The sequence below is a fragment of the Streptomyces xanthochromogenes genome, assembly GCF_014650455.1.
Lineage (GTDB): Bacteria > Actinomycetota > Actinomycetes > Streptomycetales > Streptomycetaceae > Streptomyces > Streptomyces xanthochromogenes.
In genome coordinates, this window is sequence record NZ_BMUZ01000010.1 from 264,467 (window position 1) to 284,219 (window position 19,753).

Sequence of the window (19,753 nt, forward strand, 5' to 3'; positions counted from 1 at the left end):
CCCGTTCGCGCCTAAAGGGCGCTCGTCCTCAAACGCCGGACAGGCTGAAGGTGCCCCAGCACCGAGCCTTCCAGGGGCGCGAGGAACTGCGCGAGAAGCGACCACGGTGCGAGGCCGAAGACGGGGGTTGGGGGCGCGGGGAACTGCGCGACCAGCCACGCACGGTGCGAGGCCGAAAGCCGGTTGGGGGTGACCACGCGCGGTCGGTGGCCCACGCGGGCTGGGGGTGGCGGCGCGCGGTCGGTGGCCCGCGCGGGCGGGGGCTGAAGGCGGTCCCGGGGGCATCGTTCGGCTTGGTTGCCAACAATCCTGTTGCCGGAGCCAGTTGGGCCGTCCGGCCGTGGAGTCTGGAAAACCTCGTCAGGCGAGGTCCCCGTCCGGCACTCGCCCCGCGTCCGACCCCGTAATGGACTTTACGGCGTAGAAGAACAGCCCTACGGTGTACAACAGCACTAACGACATACACCGTATAAGAAGCGCTGTTCAGAGACCCGGGGGGCCACCATGACCGCAACCACAGCCGAGAAACCCACCGCACCCACCGGGCATCCGCAGCGCTGGCTGATCCTCGGCGTCATCTGCGTGGCCCAGCTCACGGTGCTGCTCGACAACACCGTCCTGAACGTCGCCATCCCCTCCCTCACCACCTCGCTCGGCGCCTCCACCGCCGACATCCAGTGGATGATCAACGCGTACTCGCTCGTCCAGTCCGGGCTGCTGCTCACCGCGGGCAGCGCGTCCGACCGCTACGGCCGCAAGAAGATGCTCGTGGCGGGACTCGCGCTCTTCGGCCTCGGTTCGCTGGCGGCGGGGCTCGCGCAGAACGCGGGCCAGCTCATCGCCGCCCGCGCGGGCATGGGCATCGGCGGAGCGCTCCTGATGACCACGACGCTCGCCGTCGTCGTGCAGATCTTCGACGCCGAGTCCCGGGTCAAGGCCATCGGCATCTGGGCCACCGTCAACTCGCTCGGCTTCGCCGCCGGACCGCTCATCGGCGGGGTCATGCTCGACCACTTCTGGTGGGGCGCGATCTTCCTGGTGAACATCCCGGTCGCGGTCCTCGGCCTGGTCGCCGTGGTCGCCCTCGTACCGGAGTCGAAGAACCCCCAGGGCGACCGGCCCGACCTGCTCGGGGCGCTGCTCTCCACGGTCGGTATGACCGGTGTCGTGTACGCGATCATCTCCGGGCCCGGCCACGGCTGGCTCTCCGGCCATGTGCTGACCTCGGCGGCCGTCGGCATCGTGTTCCTCGCGGCCTTCGTCCGCTGGGAACTGTCCATCGAACACCCCATGCTGGACATGCACTTCTTCCGCGACCAGCGGTTCGTCGGCGCGGTCGCGGGGGCGGTCCTGGTCGCCTTCGGCATGGGCGGATCACTGTTCCTGCTGACCCAGCACCTCCAATTCGTGCTCGGGTACGGGCCGTTGAACGCGGGTCTGCGTACCGCTCCGCTCGCGCTCAGCGTGATCGTGCTGAACATGACGGGCGTCGGCGCCAAGCTGGTCGCCAAGGTCGGCACCCCGCGCGCCATCGCCATCGGCATGACCGCGAACGCCGCCGGGCTCGCCTCGATCGCGCTGCTCGGCGGGCACAGCTACGGCGGCACGCTGCTCGGCCTGGTCGTGATGGGAGCCGGGATCGCGCTCTCCATGCCGGCCATGGCCAACGCCATCATGAGCGCGATCCCGCCGGAGAAGGCGGGCGTGGGCGCGGGAGTGAACGGCACGCTTGGCGAGTTCGGCAACGGGCTCGGCGTCGCGGTCCTCGGTGCGGTGCTCAACTCCCGGTTCGCCGCGCTCGTGCCGGTCGCCGCGGCCTCGCTGCCCGCGGCCCTCGCCGCCGCCCGCGACGACGCCGAACGGGGCCGGATCGCCGACGCGTTCGCCTCGGGCCTCGAAACCAGCCAGCTGGTCGGCGCGGTCGCGGTGCTCGCGGGCGGGCTGCTCGCGGCGGTCCTGCTGCACCGCGCGGAACGATCGGTGCCCGAGCCCGCCGGGGCGGAACCGGCGGCATAGCATCGTCGGGGGTGGGAGCCCCCGATTCCGGACATGACCTGATGGACATGACCTGATGGACACGACCTGCCTGATGGACATGACCTGATCGACATGGTCCGGTGGGCATGACCTGGTGCACATGAGCCGACGGGCCGGCCATCGGGCCGGTGGAATCGTGGAATCAAGGACCGAGGAGGGCAGCGATGGTGTCGGCGGCGGACCGTACGAAGGACGCGGCGCGTACCAGCGTGTGGCTCGGGAGCAAGGCGAGTCGCCGGGTGCGCCGTGCGGAGGCGCCCGAGGGCGCGCCCGTGCTCGACCGGGACCGGATCACCGCCGAGGCCGTACGCCTCCTCGACGCCGAGGGCGCCGTCAGGTTCTCCATGCGGCGCCTGGCGGCCGAGCTCGGCGTGACCGCGATGTCCCTGTACTGGTACGTCGACAACAAGGACGACCTCCTCGAACTCGCCCTCGACGCGGTGTTCGCGGAGATCGAACTGCCCGACATGGGCGACGAGTCGGCGGATTGGCGTGATCAGCTCCGCACGGTCGTGGTGGGGTACCGGGCGATCTTCGTCCGGCACTCCTGGGCTTCGGCGCTGATCGGCCGCTACCTCAACATCGGGCCGCACTCGATGGCCTTCTCGCGCACGGCCCAGCGCATCCTGGCCCGCACGGGGCTGCCCGCGCACGGGCAGATGGGCGGGCTCGCGGCGGTGTTCCAGTTCGTCTACGGCTTCGGCACGATCGAGGGCACGTTCGTGCAGCGGTGTGCGGATGCGGGGCGTACGCAGGACGAGTTCTTCGCGGAGGCGATGGGAGCATTGGCCTCCCAGCCGGAGTACCGGGCGCAGTTCGCCGATGCGTCGGAGCTGATGGCGGCGCGGGGCGGGGAGACGGTGCAGGACATGCGCCAGCGGGACTTCGACTTCGCGCTGACCCTGCTGATCGCGGGCATCGAGGCCCTGAGCACCCCCTGACCCCCATGACGGGCCGAGTCCCGTTACCAGGGCGGGCGTTCAGGCGCCGGGGCCCGGAGCGCGCGGCACTGCGTGAGCAGCCACGCACGGTGTGGGGCCGAACAGCGTGTGGAGAGTGGGGAGTTGGGGGCGCGGGGAACTGCGCGGACGGGCCGCACGGAGCCCCCCGGGTCCGCGGGGAACTGCGCGGACGGGCCGCACAGAGCCCCCGGACCCCTGGGCCGGGCCCCCGGTCAGGCGGTCGGCAGGGCTTCGCCCTGGACTGTCTGGATGTCCAGCTCGACCTTCAGCGTCGTGCCGATCGCCGAAATCCCCGCCTGCACCACCTGGTTGTAGTTCATCGCGAAGTCCTCGCGGCGCAGCTCCGCCGTCGCCCGGTAGGCGGCCCGCACCCCGCCCCACGGGTCGGGTCCCGTACCGAGGTACGACAGGTCGAGGTCGACCTCGCGGACCACCCCGTGCAGCGCCAGCTCTCCCCGTACCGTCCAGCGGTCGGGCCCGGCCGGGACCAGGTCCGTGCTGCGGTAGGTGATCTCCGGGAAGCGCTCGACGTCGAGGAAGTCCGCGGACTTCAGGTGACCGTCCCGCATGGCGTTCCCCGTGTCGATGGACGCCGCCCCGATGACCGCCTCGACCCGCGACTTCTCCAAGTCCTCCGCGATCTCGATGCGCCCGCCGAACTCCCCGAACCGCCCGTGCACACTGGAGATGCCCAGGTGCTGGGCGACCGCGCCGACCGACGAGTGCGCCGGGTCGATCGTCCAGGGGCCCGGCGGCGGCAGCTCGACCCCGCCCTGCCGGGCCAGCACCACCGTGCCGACCGAGGCCCGCCCGCTCGCCGTCACCAGCGCCGTGGAGGCGGCCGGGGCGTATCCCACGGCCGTCACGATCACCGTGTACGGGCCGGGCGCGAGAGCCACGTCCGCCGACACCGAGCCGTCCTCCGACGCCGAGGCGCGCAGCACCTGCGTGCCGGTCATGTCGGTCATCGTCACCACGGCGTGCGAAACGGCCCAGCCGTCGCGTGTCCGTACCTGTGCCCGCAGTCCCATCCCGTTTTCTCTCCTCTTCAAGTGCAGAAGCCTCTCAAGGTCAAAAGGCCGGGCCCCGGGGCGGGACGGCCGGCCGTCCCCTGCCCGCCGCCCCGTTCCCGGGGCCCATTTCCACGCCGGGCGCGCCCCGCCTCCGCTCGAAGCGAGGGCGCACCCGGGGGTCAACTACTCGCCCGGGTGGGCGAGTTCGATGTCGTGGCCGTCGACACCGCGGCCGGCCACGGTCAGCGAGCCGGCCACCGGCGGGTAGCCGGTCGCGATGACCGTGTACTCGCCGGAGTTCAGGTCGGCGAAGGCGTACGCGCCGTCGTCGCCCGTGGTGGCGTTGGCGACCACGTTGCCCGCCGCGTCGAGCAGCGTGACGCGGGCGTCGGCCAGCGGACGGCGGTCGCCGCCGCCGCGGATCGTGCCCTGGACCAGCGCGCCGGCCTGGAGGGCGGCCTCGACACGGGTCACGCCGTAGCCGGAGATCTCCACCGGCAGCGCCAGCGGGCGGAAGCCGTCCGCGTTGACCGCCACGGTCACCTGGCCCGGGACCAGCTCACCGAAGGTGAACTCGCCGGCCGCGCCGGACTTCCCGGTGGCCAGCAGATCGCCGCGCACATCGGTCACGATCACCATCGCGCCCTCGACCGGAGCCCCGGTCTCGGCGGCCTTCACCGCACCCGCGAGGCCGCTGGTGCCGGACAGGAGGATGTCGTAGGCGAGTGCCTCGACGCCCACCACGATGGTGGAGGCCTGCGGCTGGAAGCCGTCGGCGGCCGCGATCAGGACGTAGCTGCCGGCGCCCGGAGCGGCGAGCAGGTACCCGCCGTCGGGGCCCGCCACCGCGCGGCCGAGCTGGCTGCCGCCGAGCGAGATCAGCGTGACGGCGGCGGAGGCGACGGGCGCCCCCTCGGCCGCACGGACCGTGCCGCGGACCGGGATGCCGTCGAGGACGGGGGCGGTGAGCGTCTGGGCCACGGGGGCCTCGACTGCCGCCGCCTGGGCGGGAACCTGGGCGGGAGCCGGGGCGGCGGCGGGCGCCTGCTCGGACTCGGCGGCGCCTACCGCACGGGTGCGCAGCGGGATCTCCTTGATGAAGAGGGTGATCAGGAAGGCGAGCAGCGCGCACGGCGCCGCGTACAGGAACACATCGCCGACACCGTGTCCGTACGCGCTCTCGATGACGGTACGGATCGGGGCGGGCAGCACGCTGAGGTCCGGGATGGTGCCGGAGCCGCTGCTGGCCTTGGCTGCCGCGGCACCCTGCGGGCCGAGTGCGGTGAGGCCGTCGGTGACGTAGTGGCTGACCCGGTTGGCCATGACCGCGCCGAGCGCCGAGACGCCCACCGCACCACCGAGGGAGCGGAAGAAGACGACGACGGAGGAGGCCGAGCCGAGGTCGGCGGGGGAGACCTGGTTCTGCGTGCACAGGACCAGGTTCTGCATCATCATGCCGATGCCGAGGCCCATCAGCGCCATGTAGATGGCGAGGTGCCAGTACGGGGTGTCGTAGCGCATCGTGCCGAGCAGACCGAGGCCCGCCGTCACCAGGACGCCGCCGCTGACCAGCCACGCCTTCCACTTGCCCGTCTTGGTGATGACCTGGCCGGAGACGGTGGACGCGATGAAGAGTCCGCCGATCATCGGGATCGTCATGACACCGGACATCGTCGGCGTCTTGCCGCGCGCCAGCTGGAAGTACTGGGAGAAGAAGACCGTGCCGGCGAACATCGCGACACCCACGAAGAGCGAGGCGAGCGAGGCCAGGGTGATGGTGCGGTTGCGGAAGAGGCGCAGCGGGATGATCGGCTCGCTGGCCTTCGACTCGACGAGTACGAACAGCGCGCCCAGCAGGATCGAGCCGCCGACCATCGCGTAGGTCTGCCACGAGATCCAGTCGTACTTGTCGCCCGCGAAGGTCACCCAGACCAGGAGCAGCGAGACCGCGGCGCTGATCAGGAAGGCGCCGGTCCAGTCGACCTTGACGTCCCGCTTCACGACGGGGAGCTTCAGGGTCTTCTGGAGCACGATCAGCGCGATGACCGCGAACGGCACGCCGACGTAGAAGCACCAGCGCCAGCCGAGCCAGCTTGTGTCCGTGATCAGACCGCCGAGGAGCGGTCCGCCGACCGTCGCGACCGCGAACGTGGCGCCCAGGTAGCCGCTGTAACGGCCACGCTCACGCGGCGAGATCATGGCGGCCATGATGATCTGGGCGAGCGCGGAGAGACCGCCGACGCCGATGCCCTGGAACACGCGGCAGGCGATGAGCATGCCCGAGCTCTGGGACAGACCGGCCACGATCGAGCCGGACACGTAGATGACCAGGGCTATCTGGACCAGCAGCTTCTTGCTGAACAGGTCGGAGAGCTTGCCCCACAGCGGGGTGGTGGCGGTCATCGCGAGCAGCGAGGCCGTGACGACCCAGGTGTACGCGGACTGGCCGCCGCCCAGGTCGCTGATGATGTGCGGCAGGGCGTTGGAGACGATCGTCGAGGACAGGATGGCGACGAACATGCCGAGCAACAGCCCGGACAGCGCCTCCATGATCTGCCGGTGAGTCATCGGCGCGCCACTCTCGGACGGCGTGTGCCCTCCGTGCTTGGCGTGGCCGCCCCGCACACCGGCTGGTGTGGTCGTAGCCATGAAGTTCCTTGTCTTGTCTGTCTGTTGGGCGGGTGTACGGGTCGGTGCGCGAAGCGATGCGCGCATCGCGTGGTGCTGAGTGGTGCTAAGCGGGTGTACGGGTCGGTGGACGGGTCTCGGGGCCCCTGACGTGGGGTGCCCGGCAGTCTCCGAAGGAGTCGCGCAGGCGCGCCAGCATCGTGTTGAGCTGCCCGACCTCGTCGTCGGTCCAGTCCTTGAGGGTGTGCGCGAACATCTCCGTGGTGCGCAGGCCGAGATCGTCGATCATGGTCTGGCCCTCGGGGGTGAGCCGCAGGATGCGCGAGCGCTTGTCGGCGGGGTCGGCGGACCGCTCGATCCAGCCGCGCTGGGCGACGTGCGCGACATGACGGCTCGTCACCGACATGTCCACCGCGAGGAGTTCGGCGAGCCTGCTGATCCGCATCTCGCCGTGGCGCTCCAGGAGGGTCAGCACGGCGGCCGAGCCGGCGGGGCACTCGGGCGGCAGGATGCGCGCGAGCCCGCGCTTGACCGCGCCGATCGCACTGAGCTGCCGGGCCAGCTCCTCGTAGAGACTCTGTGCGGCCACTGGACACCTCCCGAAATCTTGTTGCTTCGGGCAACCATAAGATTGTTGGTTGCCGAAGGCAAACTAAATGGGGGTCTCCGCGGCAAAGGAAAAGCAAAGGATTCGCATATGAAAACCCAAGGTGCAGGTCGGGGGCTTGCGGACGCCCGTGCGGAGTGATCGGGAAGGGGTGGTGAGGGGGTGGTGACGGCGGCGCGGGCGTCCTGAGCGGAAGTGCGCCGGGCGACGCCGGAGCCGCCTCGCGGGCGCGTTCGCGCGGGGGCGGGGGTTGGGCCGGACCCCCATCTTCGCTAGGGTCCTGCCCCATGGCACACAACCCCCACGCACCCCAGGGTCCCGAGGGCAACCACGACCCGGCGGGCTCCACGCAGATGTTCCGCGCCTTCGTCGACGAGGGCGCGCCCCAGGGTCGCCGGCCGGCCGCCCCGGCGGCGACCGCCGCGGGTCCGCGGGTAGGCCTGATCGTCGGTGTCGTCGCCGTGATCGTGGTCCTGGCGGCAGTGGCCTGGCTGGCCCTGGGCTGAGACGCCGGCCGGCGGTGAGCGGCGAGGAGCCGGGGGCGGCGCCCCCGGAACCGACCCGCCCGGCCGGGCCGTAGCGGCCCCGCCCCCGGCCGCCCGGCCGGGTCTTGGGGGCCCTGCTTTCGCCCGGCACCCGGCCGCCCGGCCGGACGCCGGGCGCCCTGCCGTCGACCGGCACTTGGCCGCCCGGCCGGACCGTGAGGGGGGTGCTACCCCCAACTGGCCGTCACCGTCCGGGTTTCCACATGCATGCCAAGCGGCACCCGCCACGCGTCCACACACACCCCGTACGTCCGCGAGACCGCCGCTCCCGCGGCGATCGGCACCGGCAACGGCCGGCTCGACGTCATGGTCGCCCAGTCCACCCCGAGCAGCCCGATGATGTGCGTCGCGAACACGGCGCTGCCCGATTTCACCGCCGTCCCGCCCGTGTTCCGGAATTGCACGGTGACGTTCTCGCACCAGCGATGGTCCCCGGCCGCACGGCTTGGCGCCCCGACACTCAGCACCGCGGGTCCCGCGGGCGGGCTCGGCCTGCCCGGCGTACCGGGAGCCGAGGGCGTGCCGGAGGGGTCGGACGGGTGCGAAGGGCCGGTGGAACCGCCGGACGGGCCCGGCCCGCCCGGAGCGCCGGGATCGTCCCGGTTCCCCGCGGAGCCGCCCGAGGCCGAACTCTCCTGCCCCGCAGGGGTGTTGGGTGATCCCGCGCTCCCCGAACCGCCGCCGGGTCCGGGCGAAGTGCCGGGTGTTCCAGGGGTGCCGGACACGGAAGGCGTGGCGGACGTCCCGGAGGTGCCGGGGCTCCCGGGCGGTGCGGCCGGGCCCGAGCCGTCAAGGGGGACCAGCTCCACCTTGCCGCTCGGCGGCACCGCGTGGTCCGGCGCCGAGGGCCCGGTGCCCGCGGCGCCGACCGCCAGGTAGCCGTCCCGGCCGCCGTCTCCGGCGGCGAGGGTGCCGCCGAGGCCCAGGACCATCGCCGCCGATACGCCGATCAGCGCAGCACGTCGTCGCATCGCGCCAGTGTGTCTGACGGAGCGTCAATTAACCAGAGTGCGAAGAGAGTTCGCGACCGCGATGGCGCTCAGTCGGAGATCAGGCCCTCGCGGAGCTGGGCCAGCGTGCGGGTCAGCAGCCGCGAGACGTGCATCTGCGAGATGCCGACCTCCTCGCCGATCTGGGACTGCGTCATGTTCGCGAAGAACCGGAGCATGATGATCTGCCGTTCCCTGGGCGGGAGTTTGGCGAGCAGCGGCTTCAGCGACTCGCGGTACTCGACGCCTTCGAGGGCCGTGTCCTCGTAGCCGAGCCGGTCCGCGAGCGAACCCTCGCCGCCGTCGTCCTCGGTGGCGGGCGAGTCGAGCGAGGAGGCGGTGTAGGCATTGCCCACCGCGAGCCCGTCGACCACGTCCTCCTCGGACACGCCCAGAACCGCGGCGAGTTCGGGGACCGTCGGCGAGCGGTCGAGCTTCTGGGCGAGCTCGTCACTGGCCTTGGTGAGGGCGAGCCGCAGCTCCTGGAGGCGGCGCGGCACCCGCACCGACCAGGAGGTGTCACGGAAGAACCGCTTGATCTCGCCGACGACCGTGGGCATCGCGAACGTGGGGAATTCCACGCCCCGTTCGCAGTCGAAGCGGTCGATCGCCTTGATCAGACCGATCGTTCCGACCTGGACGATGTCCTCCATCGGCTCGTTGCGGCTGCGGAACCTGGCCGCCGCGTACCGCACGAGCGGCAGATTGAGCTCGATGAGGGTGTCGCGTACGTACGTACGCTCCGGGCTGTCGGTGTCCAGCGTGGCAAGGCGCAGGAAGAGGGAGCGGGACAGCGTGCGGGTGTCGATGGCTGCGGTGTTTGCGGCGTGTCGGTGCACGGTCGGTGCCGGTGCGCTCTTGGTGAGCGTGAGCACCTTCGAGCTGCCCTGTTCTGCGGACATGCCACCCCCTTGAGGTCGCGGACGGTCGCGTTGGGCCACGACCATCGGAGGAAGCAGCCTCCACCTGAATACCGGAGGAGGGGCTGCGGCAAACGCGGTTTCGGCAGAATGTCACATGTCGGCAACACGCTGTAGTGACATGTCGACAAGTGGGGCCCGCGTACATGCAGGAAACAGGGGGTGTGCGGTTTTTCGGCCGGAAATTTTTTACCGGCCCGATGCCTGGGCCCGGCTCACTCGAACCGGTTATGCCTCGATTCGATTTGCGGATCGAAGTCGGGCGAAACTCCTGGCCAGGAGCCTTGACACATGCATCTGCGACACTCCCAATTCCTGGCTGATCTGGGACTGCGTCAGATTGCTGTAATAGCGGAGCATCAAGATCCGCTGTTCGCGTTCGGGCAGCTGTACGAGTAGATGGCGGACCAGATCGCGGTGTTCGACGCCGGCGAGCGCGGGGTCCTCGTAGCCGAGCCGGTCCAGCAGCCCGGGCAGCCCGTCGCCCTCCTGGGCCGCCTCCAGGGAGGTCGCGTGGTACGAGCGGCCCGCCTCGATGCAGGCGAGCACCTCGTCCTCGCCGATCCGCAGCCGCTCGGCGATCTCGCCGGTGGTGGGGGAGCGGCCGTGCAGCGTGGTCAGGTCCTCGGTGGCGCCGTTCACCTGGACCCAGAGTTCGTGCAGGCGGCGCGGGACGTGCACGGTGCGCACGTTGTCGCGGAAGTAGCGCTTGATCTCGCCGACCACGGTGGGCATCGCGAACGTGGGGAACTGCACGCCCCGGTCCGGGTCGAAGCGGTCGATCGCGTTGATCAGACCGATGGTGCCGACCTGGACGACGTCCTCCATCGGTTCGTTGCGGCTGCGGAAGCGGGCCGCCGCGTAGCGCACCAGCGGCAGGTTGGCCTCGATCAGCGCCCCGCGCACCCGGCCGTGCTCCGGTGTGCCCGGCTCAAGGTGCTTGAGCTGGCCGAACAGCACCTGGGTGAGGGCGCGGGTGTCCGCGCCCCTGGTGGAGGTTCTGGCGGGGCCCCTGGGGCTCTCCGACGAGTCCTGGGCGGGCACTTCGGGGGCGTCCTGGGGCTCGTTCTGGGGCGGCACTTGAGGCGTAGTACTGGCCGGCACGGTCACGCCACCCCTTAGTCTTCGGTCAACTCATCCGTCAAAAGCGGTCATAGCATCACAAGACATGTCCACTGTGTGCAAGCACCGTATAACCACGTGTTGAGGGCAAGTTGGGGCAGATGGCCCTGTTCGGAGGCGCCCCGGGGGACGAAAAAGCCCCGCACCTCTCGGGTGCGGGGCCGGGCGCCGCGTACCGGAAGGGAGCCCGGAACGCGTGCGGGGTCAGAACGGGTAGTCGGCGATCACCCAGGTGGCGAACTCGCGCCACTGGCCGGCCGCCGCCTGGTGCGCGGGGTGCTCGACGTACCGCTTCAGCGCGTCCGCGTCGGCGACGGCGGAGTTGATCGCGAAGTCGTACGCGATCGGCCGGTCGGTGATGTTCCAGGCGCACTCCCAGAACTCGATCTCGGGAACGAGCCCGTCGAGCTCCTGGAAGGCCTTCACACCGGCGACCACGCGCTCGTCGTCGCGCTGCACGCCCTCGTTGAGCTTGAACAGGACCAGGTGGCGGATCATGCATCTCTCCTACGGATACGACGGGAACCGGCCCGGGCGCGGCCGAGGACTCGTCCACGGACGCGTCCGTGGACGCGACCGGCGACGCGGCCGGGGGCTCAGCGAATCAGGTTGGTCATGAACTCGCCGACGCCCTTGGCCGCGCTGGATATGCCCTCGAAGCCGGTCTGGACCATCCCTGCGGCCTGCACCGGCGAGGTGATGATCGTGTACAGCACGAAGACCACGGCGATGTAGAGCAGGACCTTCTTGATGTCCACTGTGCCAGCCCCTCCCCGGCGCCACCCCTGTGCGGTCGGGTGAGTCTAACCGCCCCCGGTCCCGTACTCACCAGGCCTTTAGGGACCTAGGACCTGACGATCGGGGCCCTTTGCCCGACGGTACGGACGTGACGGGAGAGCAGGATGGTTCCTGAGCCCACCACATCTGGCAGGAATGCGGTGGGTGAGGAACAGGACCTCACTGCGGGGTCCGCGCCGCGAGCTTCCCCCCTGACTGCGGCGCAGGGCTTGCAGGTTCTGTTCTCATCGGGGGGAGCGGCTTGTCCCCCCGATGCCGCTCCCCCCGTCCTATCGTCGAAGCCCCGGTCACTTCCCCGACCGGGGCTTCTTCGGTCCCTCCGCAGGTGACCGCCCGCGGAAGGGCCCGGCGCGGAGGGGCCGCCTCCGGCCAATGTCGGCCGCGGGGGAGCCACGGGGAGCGCCCGGGAGTAGGTTCAAAGGGCACTCGGGGACATCGATCACGATGCTGCTTTTGTGGGACGGCCGCCGCCCGGTCACGGTCGGGCGTGGCGGCGGCCGTCCGCGCGAGGAGGTGGGCTCCCCTCCGCACTCTCCTCGCGTCAACCGTCCTCGGCGGCGCCCGGAGGCCTGCGGGAGACTGGCCCCGGCTCGAAGCGCGCCGCGAGGACGAAGGGCCGGAGCCGCACTCTGCCGAGAGCGGCTCCGGCCGCCCCGTCGACGGGGCGGACAGTGAGCGCAGACCCGGGGGCAGGGGGCCGAGGGGCAGCCGCCCGAACCGGTCGTGCACGGTTCGAGGGCGTCCGCCCTTGCGTTCACTGGGCATCCTAGGCCGGGCCGAGGGCGGCGCAAGCGTGGGATTTCAGCCGGTGACCGGCTGTCGGAAGCGGCCGCCGTCGCTCAGCTCCGGGGCAGGGGCTGGGGGATCGTCGCGGTGTCGAAGGTGCCGTCGATGATCGCGGCGGCGAAGTCGGCCAGTCGCAGGTGATGGCTGCGCGCGTAGCCGCGGAAGGCGGAGAACGCCTCGTCCGGTGAGGTTCCCCAGCGCTCACAGAGGATGCCCTTGACCTGTTCCACCAGGATGCGGCTGTTGAGCGCGGTCTGGAGCTGGGTCTTCTCGATGTGGGACTGCTCCAGGGTGCGCTGCTGGAGGATGGTGATCGTGGCGACGCCGGCCAGGGCCTTGGCCAGGGCGATCTCGCTCTCGCCGAGGAGGTGGGGGGTCTTCTGGAAGAGGTTGAGCGCACCGATGTTGCGGTCGCGCAGCCGTAGCGGGATCGCGTGCGTGGCCACGTACCCGGTCTCGCGGGCCCGGGCCGCGAATCGGGGCCAACTCGCCGTCGCCCCACGGCTGTTGAGGTCGATGTTCGTCCGGGCGGTGCCGCTGCGGTAGCACTCCACGCACGGGCCCTGGTCGTGCTGGAGGGCGAACAGCTCCAGAAGCCGGGTGTGCTCGTCCGAGGCGGCCACCATCTGCAGTTCGCCGACCGCGTCGGCGAGCAGGATGCCCGCGGCGGACACGTCGAGGAGCTCGACGCACCGGGTCGACAGGCGCTGGAGCAGGTCCAGCACGTCGAAGTCGTCCGTCAGGGAGTCGGCGACCTCCATGAAGATCTCCGCCAGACGTTGTTCGCGGATCATGTCGATCATCCCTTTCGGCCGCCGAGCTCGGGCGGCCCGTCCCTATCGTCGTTGAACCGCAGCCGTCCGGCCACCACGTCCTCGGCTACGTCGCCGAGCGGCAGGTCCCGGGCGTAGGCGAACGCCCGCAGCCGCAGCAGGGCGTCGGCCAAGGAGACGTCCAGCTGCACGCTGACCATGCCGGTCGCCTGGTGCACCACCGCCCGGTGCAACTCCCGGGGCACTCCCGTGACCGACCCGGAAACGGCAGGTCCGTCCCCGCCCCCGTCGTGCTCCAGGAGCAGTCCGGTCAGTGCCGCGGCCAAGGCCAGGGCGTCGGCGTACCGCTGCTCCGGGACGGTGTCGTCGGCCCGGCCCGTCACGGCGGTGAGCACCCCGAGCCGGATCGCGCCGAGTCCCAGGGGGAAGCAGTACGCGCCGGCCACGCCGAGTCCGAGCGCCTCGGCCGGCAGACCGGGCCAGCGGTCGGCGCGTACCGCCGCCAGGTCCGGTACGACGACGGCCGTGCCGCTGTGCGCGGCGTCCAGAGTGGGGCCCGTGCCGAGCGTGAACTGCAGCTCCTCGAAGTCCGCCGCGATGCCGGGCGAGTGCCACAGCGGCTCCGGCTCCGCGTCCCGGCCCGCCCCGACGAGCAGCGATACGGCGACACCGTCGACCTGCAGCGCTCGCGCGCAGGCGGCAGCCAGGACACCGCCGTCACCGTGACGGAGCGACCGGAGCACGTCGGCCATGCCGTCGCTGATCACTGGGCTCCACCTGTCGGGCTCGAGGCGATCTGCCCACCGGCTCTCGCCTGGAAGCCTATCCACGCCCGTGGGACGCCGCCGTCGGCCGGAGCGGTCCGGCCGATACCCGTCCGTGCCGGCCCGGCGTCGGTGCCGGGCCCGGCCCACCGGCTCCGGGCACGTTCCGCGGAAGGGCGCCGGTGCGGGCATGAAGGGGGCGGTGGGCAAGTCGCGTGTGGCGTAGGGGCCTTGATGGTCCCCGGAGGGCTCCGGCAAGGGCGTGGTCGGGGCTCGGGGAGGTCGGAATGCCGGGCGCTCCGGCCGCCCGGCGTACCCGGTGGCCCTGCTCTTTTGGCGCAATCCGGTGGTTCCGGGCAACACGGCGACGACTCGGCGCCGGGGTCGCGGCCCGCGCCGGGGCGGAACAGCACGAAGGGCCCGGTTCGAAATGAACCGGGCCCTTCGTACTGCTGGCGGTAGCGGAGGGATTTGAACCCTCGGTGAGTTTCCCCACACTCGCTTTCGAGGCGAGCTCCTTCGGCCGCTCGGACACGCTACCGAGAGAGAGCTTAGCCCAAGGTGGGCCGTGGTTTGAAATCGGTTCGGCGAGAGCTGGGTCACCGTTGCCGGAAGAACGCCGTGAGCTGCGCCGAACACTCCTCTTCCAGCACGCCCGCGACCACTTCGGGGCGGTGGTTGAGGCGCTGGTCGCGGACCAGGTCCCACAGCGAACCGGCGGCGCCCGCCTTCTCGTCGCGGGCCCCGTACACGACCCGGTCGATGCGGGACTGGACGATCGCGCCCGCGCACATCACGCACGGCTCCAGGGTGACGACGAGCGTGCAGCCGGTCAGCCGCCACCCACCGGTCTCCCGGGCCGCGCGCCGGATGGCGAGGACCTCCGCGTGCGCGGTCGGATCGCCGGTCGCCTCGCGTTCGTTGTGCCCGGACGCCAGGAACGTGCCGTCCGGGGCCAGCACGACCGCGCCGACCGGCACATCGCCGGCCGATTCGGCCTGTGCGGCCCCGGCAAGGGCGGAGCGCATCGGCTCCGCCCACCGTTCGCGTACGGGGTCGTGCGGGTGGGGCACTAGCGGACGGCCTCCAGGACCTCGGCCGCGCCCAGCGCGTCCGCGATCGTCACGAGGGCGTCCCCGTCGAGCGCGAGCAGCCGGCCCTCGCTCACGCCGAGGTCGGCGAGGATCGCGCTCTCGCCGAGCGGCCCGGCCGGCACGGCGCCGTCCGACGGTTCGTCACCGTCCGGCCCGTCCACGGCCGTCGCCGCCTCGTCCTCGTAGCCGTCCTCCGTGCCGTCGAGGTCAAGGGTGTCCAGCTCGTCCTCCTCGTCGTCCTGGTCGTGGCCGAGCAGTTCGTCGGTGAGCATGGCCCCGTACGAGGAGCGGGCTGCGACGGCGGCGTTGGAGACGAAGACGCGCGGGTCCTCCTCGCCGTCGACGCGGACGACGCCGAACCAGGCGTCCTCCTGCTCGATGAAGACGAGCACCGTGTCGTCGGCCCCGTCGGCGGCTGCTTCACGGGCCAGGTCGGCCAGATCGGACAGCGTCTCCACATCGTCGAGCTCTGTGTCGCTCGCTTCCCACCCGTCTTCGGTGCGCGCGAGCAGTGCGGCGAAGTACACCGTGACTCTCCCACTGGTCATAGGCGTGCCGGTTGGGGGTCCCCCCGGCTGTGGCTTCATTCGGAATCGTGGCAGAAAACACCGCGGTTGCGAGAGTTCTTCCGCGGTTGCGTTTTTCCGGTCGCCCCGATCACGGCTTCCGACGCGTCATGATCGCGGGCTCCGGGCCACCCCGTCAGAGGCTCCCGATGGCCGTGAGCACGGGCTTCGGGGCGCCGGGTTCGCGGGTCACCAGCGGAAGGTTCGCATGCGCATGGCCTGGCGCATACGGGCCGCGCGGGCGCGCCGGGGCTGGACCCGGTCGCGCAACGCCTTCGCCTCGTGCAGTTCGCGCAGGAACTGGGCGCGCCGTCGCCGCCGGTCCGCATCGCTCTCCGGTTGTTGCGCTCGGTCGCGCTCGTCCGGCATTGGCTCACACCGCCCCGGGTCGGTTCGTGTCTTCCACCTTCCCCCCGTTCGGGCGCTTGACGCCAGCCTGAACCAACAGCAGGTGGGACGCGGGTCCCCTACGCCCCGGTTACTGTGGACGTCATGCGGATCCATGTCGTCGACCACCCTCTCGTGGCGCACAAGCTCACCACGCTGCGCGACAAGCGCACCGACTCCCCGACCTTTCGGCGGCTCGCCGACGAGCTGGTCACCCTGCTCGCCTACGAAGCCACCCGGGACGTGCGCACCGAGCAGGTGGACATCGAGACCCCGGTGACGCCGACGACGGGCGTGAAGCTCTCGTACCCGCGTCCCCTGGTGGTCCCGATCCTGCGGGCCGGTCTCGGCATGCTCGACGGCATGGTGCGCCTGCTGCCGACCGCCGAGGTGGGCTTCCTCGGCATGATCCGCAACGAGGAGACCCTGGAGGCCTCCACCTACGCGACGCGGATGCCCGAGGACCTCTCGGGCCGTCAGGTGTACGTCCTCGACCCCATGCTGGCGACCGGCGGCACGCTCGTCGCGGCGATCCGCGAGCTGATCAAGCGCGGCGCCGACGACGTCACGGCCGTGGTGCTGCTCGCCGCCCCCGAGGGCGTCGAGGTCATGGAGCGCGAGCTGGCGGGCACGCCGGTGACCGTGGTGACCGCCTCGGTCGACGAGCGCCTCAACGAGCACGGCTACATCGTGCCGGGCCTGGGCGACGCGGGCGACCGGATGTACGGCACCGTCGACTAGGGCTTGTCGAAGGTTTCTCAGCACTTCCCGGAGGGCGCGGGTGCGGGCTTGGCCAGGGCGGCCAGGGCCGTGTCCGCGTCCTTCGGCGTGTTCAGGTTCGCGAACGTGTTCCCCAGGATGAGGTCGACGTCCGGCGTGTCGCGCGTGTCGGTCTTCTGCGTGGTGCCCGCGAGCTGGGTGCCGAGTACGGAGAAGGGGCCGCGGGCCGCCGTCGGCGCGCCGAGCAGCACGCCGTTGTTGGCGACCTTCTTGTCGTACTCGGTGGGCGCGTTGCCGACCTTGCCGATCGCGAAGCCGCGCTTCTTCAGCTCGTCGGCGACCGACTTGGCGAGGCCGCCGCGCGGGGTCGCGTTGTAGACGTTGACGGTGATCTGCGCGGGCTTCGGCAGCGCCTGGGGCGCACCGGAGCCGGACGCGGCGGGCGCCGGGCAGTTCTTGGCGTGTGCGGCGGCCTTGGCCTTGCCGCCACCGCCGCCGAACACGTCGATGAGCTGGACTGTCCCCCAGCCGATCAGGCCGAGGGCCACGACCGCGCCGACCAGCGCGAGGACCAGCCGGCCGCGCTTGCGGGGACGTCGCATCCGCGGGTAGGCGTCACCCTTGATGCGGTACTTTCCGCCCATGCCGGGGGGAGTGAGCATGCTCATAGGCGCAGGGTAGTGCCGACCCGGGACGATGCCTACTAAATGATCAACCGCTGGCGCGCGTGTGCGCCCGTATGCGCCGCAAAAGGTCCGAAAGGCTCACCCGGCTGTCGGGTTCAGTCCATTTCGAGTACGCGCGCGTGCAGAACCTGGCGCTGCTGGAGCGCGGCGCGTACCGCACGGTGGAGCCCGTCCTCCAGGTAGAGGTCGCCCTGCCACTTCACGACGTGCGCGAAGAGGTCGCCGTAGAACGTGGAGTCCTCGGCGAGGAGGGTCTCGAGGTCGAGCTGGCCCTTGGTGGTCACGAGCTGATCGAGCCGGACCGGGCGCGGCGCGACATCCGCCCACTGCCGGGTGCTTTCCCGGCCGTGGTCGGGGTAGGGCCGCCCGCTTCCGATGCGCTTGAAGATCACACGGAAAGCCTACCGGGCGAGCGGCTCCGGGCGCAGCCATGGAGCCCGAGTGCAATCCTGGGCAAAACGCCAAAAACCCGACGCAGGGGGCTCGTCATGACCGACAGCGACCAGACGGCGGCCGCGCGCGAGCCCATCAGTGCCGCGGAGCCGGACGAAACCGGAGCGCGGAATCCCGCCCCCGCGCCCGCCGACGCGCCCGCGCCCCCCGTACCCGCCGATGCCGCCCCCGTCGAGCCTGCCGGGACCGCCCCCGCCGTGCCGCAGCCGGCCGCCGAGATCGCCGCCGGATACGGCTTCACGGGCCCCGCGATGGAACTGGGCGCGCTGCTGTGGGACGGCCAGTGCCTGCCGGACGCGCCCATCCGCATCCCCCTCTCCATGCTCAACCGGCACGGCCTGGTCGCCGGGGCCACCGGCACCGGCAAGACCAAGACCCTCCAGCTCATCGCCGAGCAGCTCTCCGCCAACGGAGTGCCGGTGTTCCTCGCGGACGTCAAGGGCGACGTCTCCGGCATCTCGGCCCCGGGCCAGTCGGGCGACAAGGTGGCCGAACGGGCCGCACAGGTCGGCCAGGAGTGGGAGGCGGCCGGATTCCCCTGCGAGTTCTACGGTCTCGGCGGCATCGGCCCCGGCATCCCGCTGCGCGCCACGGTCACCAGCTTCGGACCCGTACTCCTGTCGAAGGTGCTCCAGCTCAACCAGACCCAGGAGCAGTCGCTCGGCCTGATCTTCCACTACGCGGACACGAAGGGCCTGGAGCTCTACGACCTGAAGGACCTGAAGGCGGTCGTCGGCTTCCTGGTCTCGGACGTCGGCAAGGCCGAACTCAAGGGAATCGGCGGCCTGTCGTCCGTCACCGCCGGGGTGATCCTGCGGGCGATCACCGCGTTCGAACAGCAGGGTGCCGAGGCGTTCTTCGGGGAGCCGGAGTTCGACACGAGCGAGCTGCTCCGGCTCGCACCGGACGGCCGCGGCCTGGTGTCGGTGCTCGAACTGCCCGCCGTCCAGGACAAGCCCCACCTCTTCTCGACCTTCCTGATGTGGCTGCTCGCCGACCTCTTCCAGAAACTCCCCGAGGTCGGGGACGTGGACCGGCCCAAGCTCGTCTTCTTCTTCGACGAGGCGCACCTCCTGTTCAACGGCGCGTCCAAGGCGTTCCTGGAGTCGATCACGCAGACGGTCCGGCTGATCCGCTCCAAGGGCGTGGGCATCTTCTTCGTGACCCAGACCCCGAAGGACGTCCCCGCCGACGTCCTGGCCCAGCTCGGCAACCGCGTCCAGCACGCGCTGCGGGCCTTCACGCCGGACGACGCGAAGGCGTTGAAGGCGACGGTACGGACGTTCCCGCACTCCCCCTACGACCTCGAAGAGGTCCTGACCTCGCTCGGCACCGGCGAGGCGGTCATCACCGTGCTGAGCGAGAACGGCGCCCCCACCCCGGTCGCGGCGACCCGGCTGCGCGCCCCGCAGTCCCTGATGGCGCCCATCGACCCCGGCGCCCTCGACCAGGCCGTCAAGTCCTCGATCCTGTACGCCCGTTACGCCGAGCCGGTCGACCGCGAATCCGCCTTCGAGAAGCTGTCGGCGGCGGAGCGGGCGCGGGAGGAGGCGGCGGTGTCGGCGGCGCTCGACCCGTCCGCGGGCTCGGGCAAGCCGGCCGGCCGCGGGAAGAAGCAGGACGCCTCGCTGGCGGAGCAGGTGGTGAGCAGCGGCATCTTCCGCTCGCTGGCCCGGTCCGTGGGGACGCAGCTGGGCCGCGAGATCTCCCGCTCGATCTTCGGCACGCGCCGCAGGTAACGCGCGGGCCGGCCCCTGGGGGCTCCGCCGGACGCCGGCACGCGCCGCAGGTAACGCGCGGGCCGGCCCCTGGGGGCTCCGCCGGACGCCGTTCGCGCCTTGAGGGCGCTCGTCCGCGAACTCCCCCACGGCTTTTACGGCCCAGGGGAGACGCCCATGACGGG

Annotated in this window: 20 protein-coding genes and 1 tRNA gene; 5 read left to right on the forward strand and 16 right to left on the reverse strand. The window is 71.3% G+C overall.

Going from position 1 to position 19,753, the window contains the following annotated elements:
• Positions 1 to 504 precede the first annotated feature (504 nt).
• The gene (locus tag IE267_RS26050; protein ID WP_189764897.1) at positions 505 to 2,016 is read left to right on the forward strand and encodes an MFS transporter; all 1,512 of its coding nucleotides are present in this window, start codon (positions 505 to 507) and stop codon (positions 2,014 to 2,016) included.
• Positions 2,017 to 2,201: 185 nt separating this feature from the next.
• A complete protein-coding gene (locus IE267_RS26055) occupies positions 2,202 to 2,978 on the forward strand; it encodes a TetR/AcrR family transcriptional regulator (RefSeq protein WP_167158302.1) in 777 nt (258 codons plus the stop codon).
• A 233-nt stretch (positions 2,979 to 3,211) separates the two neighbouring features.
• On the opposite strand, the gene IE267_RS26060 is transcribed toward IE267_RS26055, so the two are convergent.
• From IE267_RS26060 to IE267_RS26070, 3 genes are all read right to left on the reverse strand, one after another.
• On the reverse strand, positions 3,212 to 4,030 hold the full coding sequence (locus IE267_RS26060) for a YceI family protein (protein WP_161248755.1): 819 nt from the start codon (positions 4,028 to 4,030) through the stop codon (positions 3,212 to 3,214).
• A 165-nt stretch (positions 4,031 to 4,195) separates the two neighbouring features.
• Positions 4,196 to 6,580: an MFS transporter gene (locus IE267_RS26065; RefSeq protein WP_462476677.1), complete on the reverse strand. Its 2,385-nt coding sequence runs from the start codon at positions 6,578 to 6,580 to the stop codon at positions 4,196 to 4,198.
• 166 nt (positions 6,581 to 6,746) lie between these two features.
• The gene (locus tag IE267_RS26070) at positions 6,747 to 7,229 is read right to left on the reverse strand and encodes a MarR family winged helix-turn-helix transcriptional regulator (RefSeq protein ID WP_167158300.1); all 483 of its coding nucleotides are present in this window, start codon (positions 7,227 to 7,229) and stop codon (positions 6,747 to 6,749) included.
• Positions 7,230 to 7,534: 305 nt separating this feature from the next.
• Here IE267_RS26070 and IE267_RS26075 point away from each other — a divergent pair, with 305 nt between their 5' ends.
• Positions 7,535 to 7,753, forward strand: coding sequence for a hypothetical protein (locus IE267_RS26075; RefSeq protein ID WP_189764899.1), 219 nt, complete (start codon positions 7,535 to 7,537; stop codon positions 7,751 to 7,753).
• Positions 7,754 to 7,959: 206 nt separating this feature from the next.
• On the opposite strand, the gene IE267_RS26080 is transcribed toward IE267_RS26075, so the two are convergent.
• From IE267_RS26080 to IE267_RS26130, 11 genes are all read right to left on the reverse strand, one after another.
• The gene (locus IE267_RS26080) at positions 7,960 to 8,763 is read right to left on the reverse strand and encodes a hypothetical protein (protein ID WP_189764900.1); all 804 of its coding nucleotides are present in this window, start codon (positions 8,761 to 8,763) and stop codon (positions 7,960 to 7,962) included.
• A 68-nt stretch (positions 8,764 to 8,831) separates the two neighbouring features.
• Positions 8,832 to 9,683: an RNA polymerase sigma factor SigF gene (locus tag IE267_RS26085; protein ID WP_100575756.1), complete on the reverse strand. Its 852-nt coding sequence runs from the start codon at positions 9,681 to 9,683 to the stop codon at positions 8,832 to 8,834.
• A gap of 246 nt (positions 9,684 to 9,929) precedes the next feature.
• A complete protein-coding gene (locus IE267_RS26090) occupies positions 9,930 to 10,805 on the reverse strand; it encodes an RNA polymerase sigma factor SigF (RefSeq protein WP_161245380.1) in 876 nt (291 codons plus the stop codon).
• Positions 10,806 to 11,027: 222 nt separating this feature from the next.
• Positions 11,028 to 11,321 (reverse strand): Dabb family protein, encoded by a 294-nt coding sequence (locus tag IE267_RS26095; RefSeq protein ID WP_167158293.1) that lies wholly within the window; start codon positions 11,319 to 11,321, stop codon positions 11,028 to 11,030.
• A gap of 98 nt (positions 11,322 to 11,419) precedes the next feature.
• Positions 11,420 to 11,581, reverse strand: coding sequence for a hypothetical protein (locus IE267_RS26100; protein WP_167158291.1), 162 nt, complete (start codon positions 11,579 to 11,581; stop codon positions 11,420 to 11,422).
• An 879-nt stretch (positions 11,582 to 12,460) separates the two neighbouring features.
• Positions 12,461 to 13,210, reverse strand: a complete 750-nt coding sequence (locus tag IE267_RS26105; RefSeq protein WP_189764901.1) for a GAF and ANTAR domain-containing protein — start codon at positions 13,208 to 13,210, stop codon at positions 12,461 to 12,463.
• A complete protein-coding gene (locus IE267_RS26110; protein ID WP_189764902.1) occupies positions 13,207 to 13,947 on the reverse strand; it encodes an ANTAR domain-containing protein in 741 nt (246 codons plus the stop codon). The genes IE267_RS26105 and IE267_RS26110 overlap by 4 nt, the downstream gene beginning before the upstream one ends.
• A 450-nt stretch (positions 13,948 to 14,397) precedes the next feature.
• A tRNA-Ser gene (locus IE267_RS26115) sits at positions 14,398 to 14,485 on the reverse strand.
• A 58-nt stretch (positions 14,486 to 14,543) separates the two neighbouring features.
• A complete protein-coding gene (tadA, locus tag IE267_RS26120; protein WP_373304591.1) occupies positions 14,544 to 15,017 on the reverse strand; it encodes a tRNA adenosine(34) deaminase TadA in 474 nt (157 codons plus the stop codon).
• On the reverse strand, positions 15,017 to 15,565 hold the full coding sequence (locus IE267_RS26125) for a tRNA adenosine deaminase-associated protein (protein ID WP_161244422.1): 549 nt from the start codon (positions 15,563 to 15,565) through the stop codon (positions 15,017 to 15,019). Before IE267_RS26125 ends, tadA begins: the two co-directional genes overlap by 1 nt.
• Positions 15,566 to 15,793: 228 nt before the next feature.
• The gene (locus IE267_RS26130) at positions 15,794 to 15,973 is read right to left on the reverse strand and encodes a hypothetical protein (RefSeq protein WP_161244420.1); all 180 of its coding nucleotides are present in this window, start codon (positions 15,971 to 15,973) and stop codon (positions 15,794 to 15,796) included.
• A gap of 123 nt (positions 15,974 to 16,096) precedes the next feature.
• On the opposite strand from IE267_RS26130, the gene upp reads away from it, so the two are divergent.
• Positions 16,097 to 16,732 (forward strand): uracil phosphoribosyltransferase, encoded by a 636-nt coding sequence (gene upp, locus IE267_RS26135; RefSeq protein ID WP_100575818.1) that lies wholly within the window; start codon positions 16,097 to 16,099, stop codon positions 16,730 to 16,732.
• A 17-nt stretch (positions 16,733 to 16,749) separates the two neighbouring features.
• On the opposite strand, the gene IE267_RS26140 is transcribed toward upp, so the two are convergent.
• On the reverse strand, positions 16,750 to 17,379 hold the full coding sequence (locus tag IE267_RS26140; protein ID WP_161244421.1) for a LytR C-terminal domain-containing protein: 630 nt from the start codon (positions 17,377 to 17,379) through the stop codon (positions 16,750 to 16,752).
• Between the two features lie 113 nt (positions 17,380 to 17,492).
• The gene (locus IE267_RS26145; RefSeq protein ID WP_053725882.1) at positions 17,493 to 17,789 is read right to left on the reverse strand and encodes a type II toxin-antitoxin system VapB family antitoxin; all 297 of its coding nucleotides are present in this window, start codon (positions 17,787 to 17,789) and stop codon (positions 17,493 to 17,495) included.
• A 96-nt stretch (positions 17,790 to 17,885) separates the two neighbouring features.
• On the opposite strand from IE267_RS26145, the gene IE267_RS26150 reads away from it, so the two are divergent.
• Positions 17,886 to 19,589 (forward strand): helicase HerA-like domain-containing protein, encoded by a 1,704-nt coding sequence (locus IE267_RS26150; protein ID WP_189764904.1) that lies wholly within the window; start codon positions 17,886 to 17,888, stop codon positions 19,587 to 19,589.
• Positions 19,590 to 19,753 lie beyond the last annotated feature (164 nt).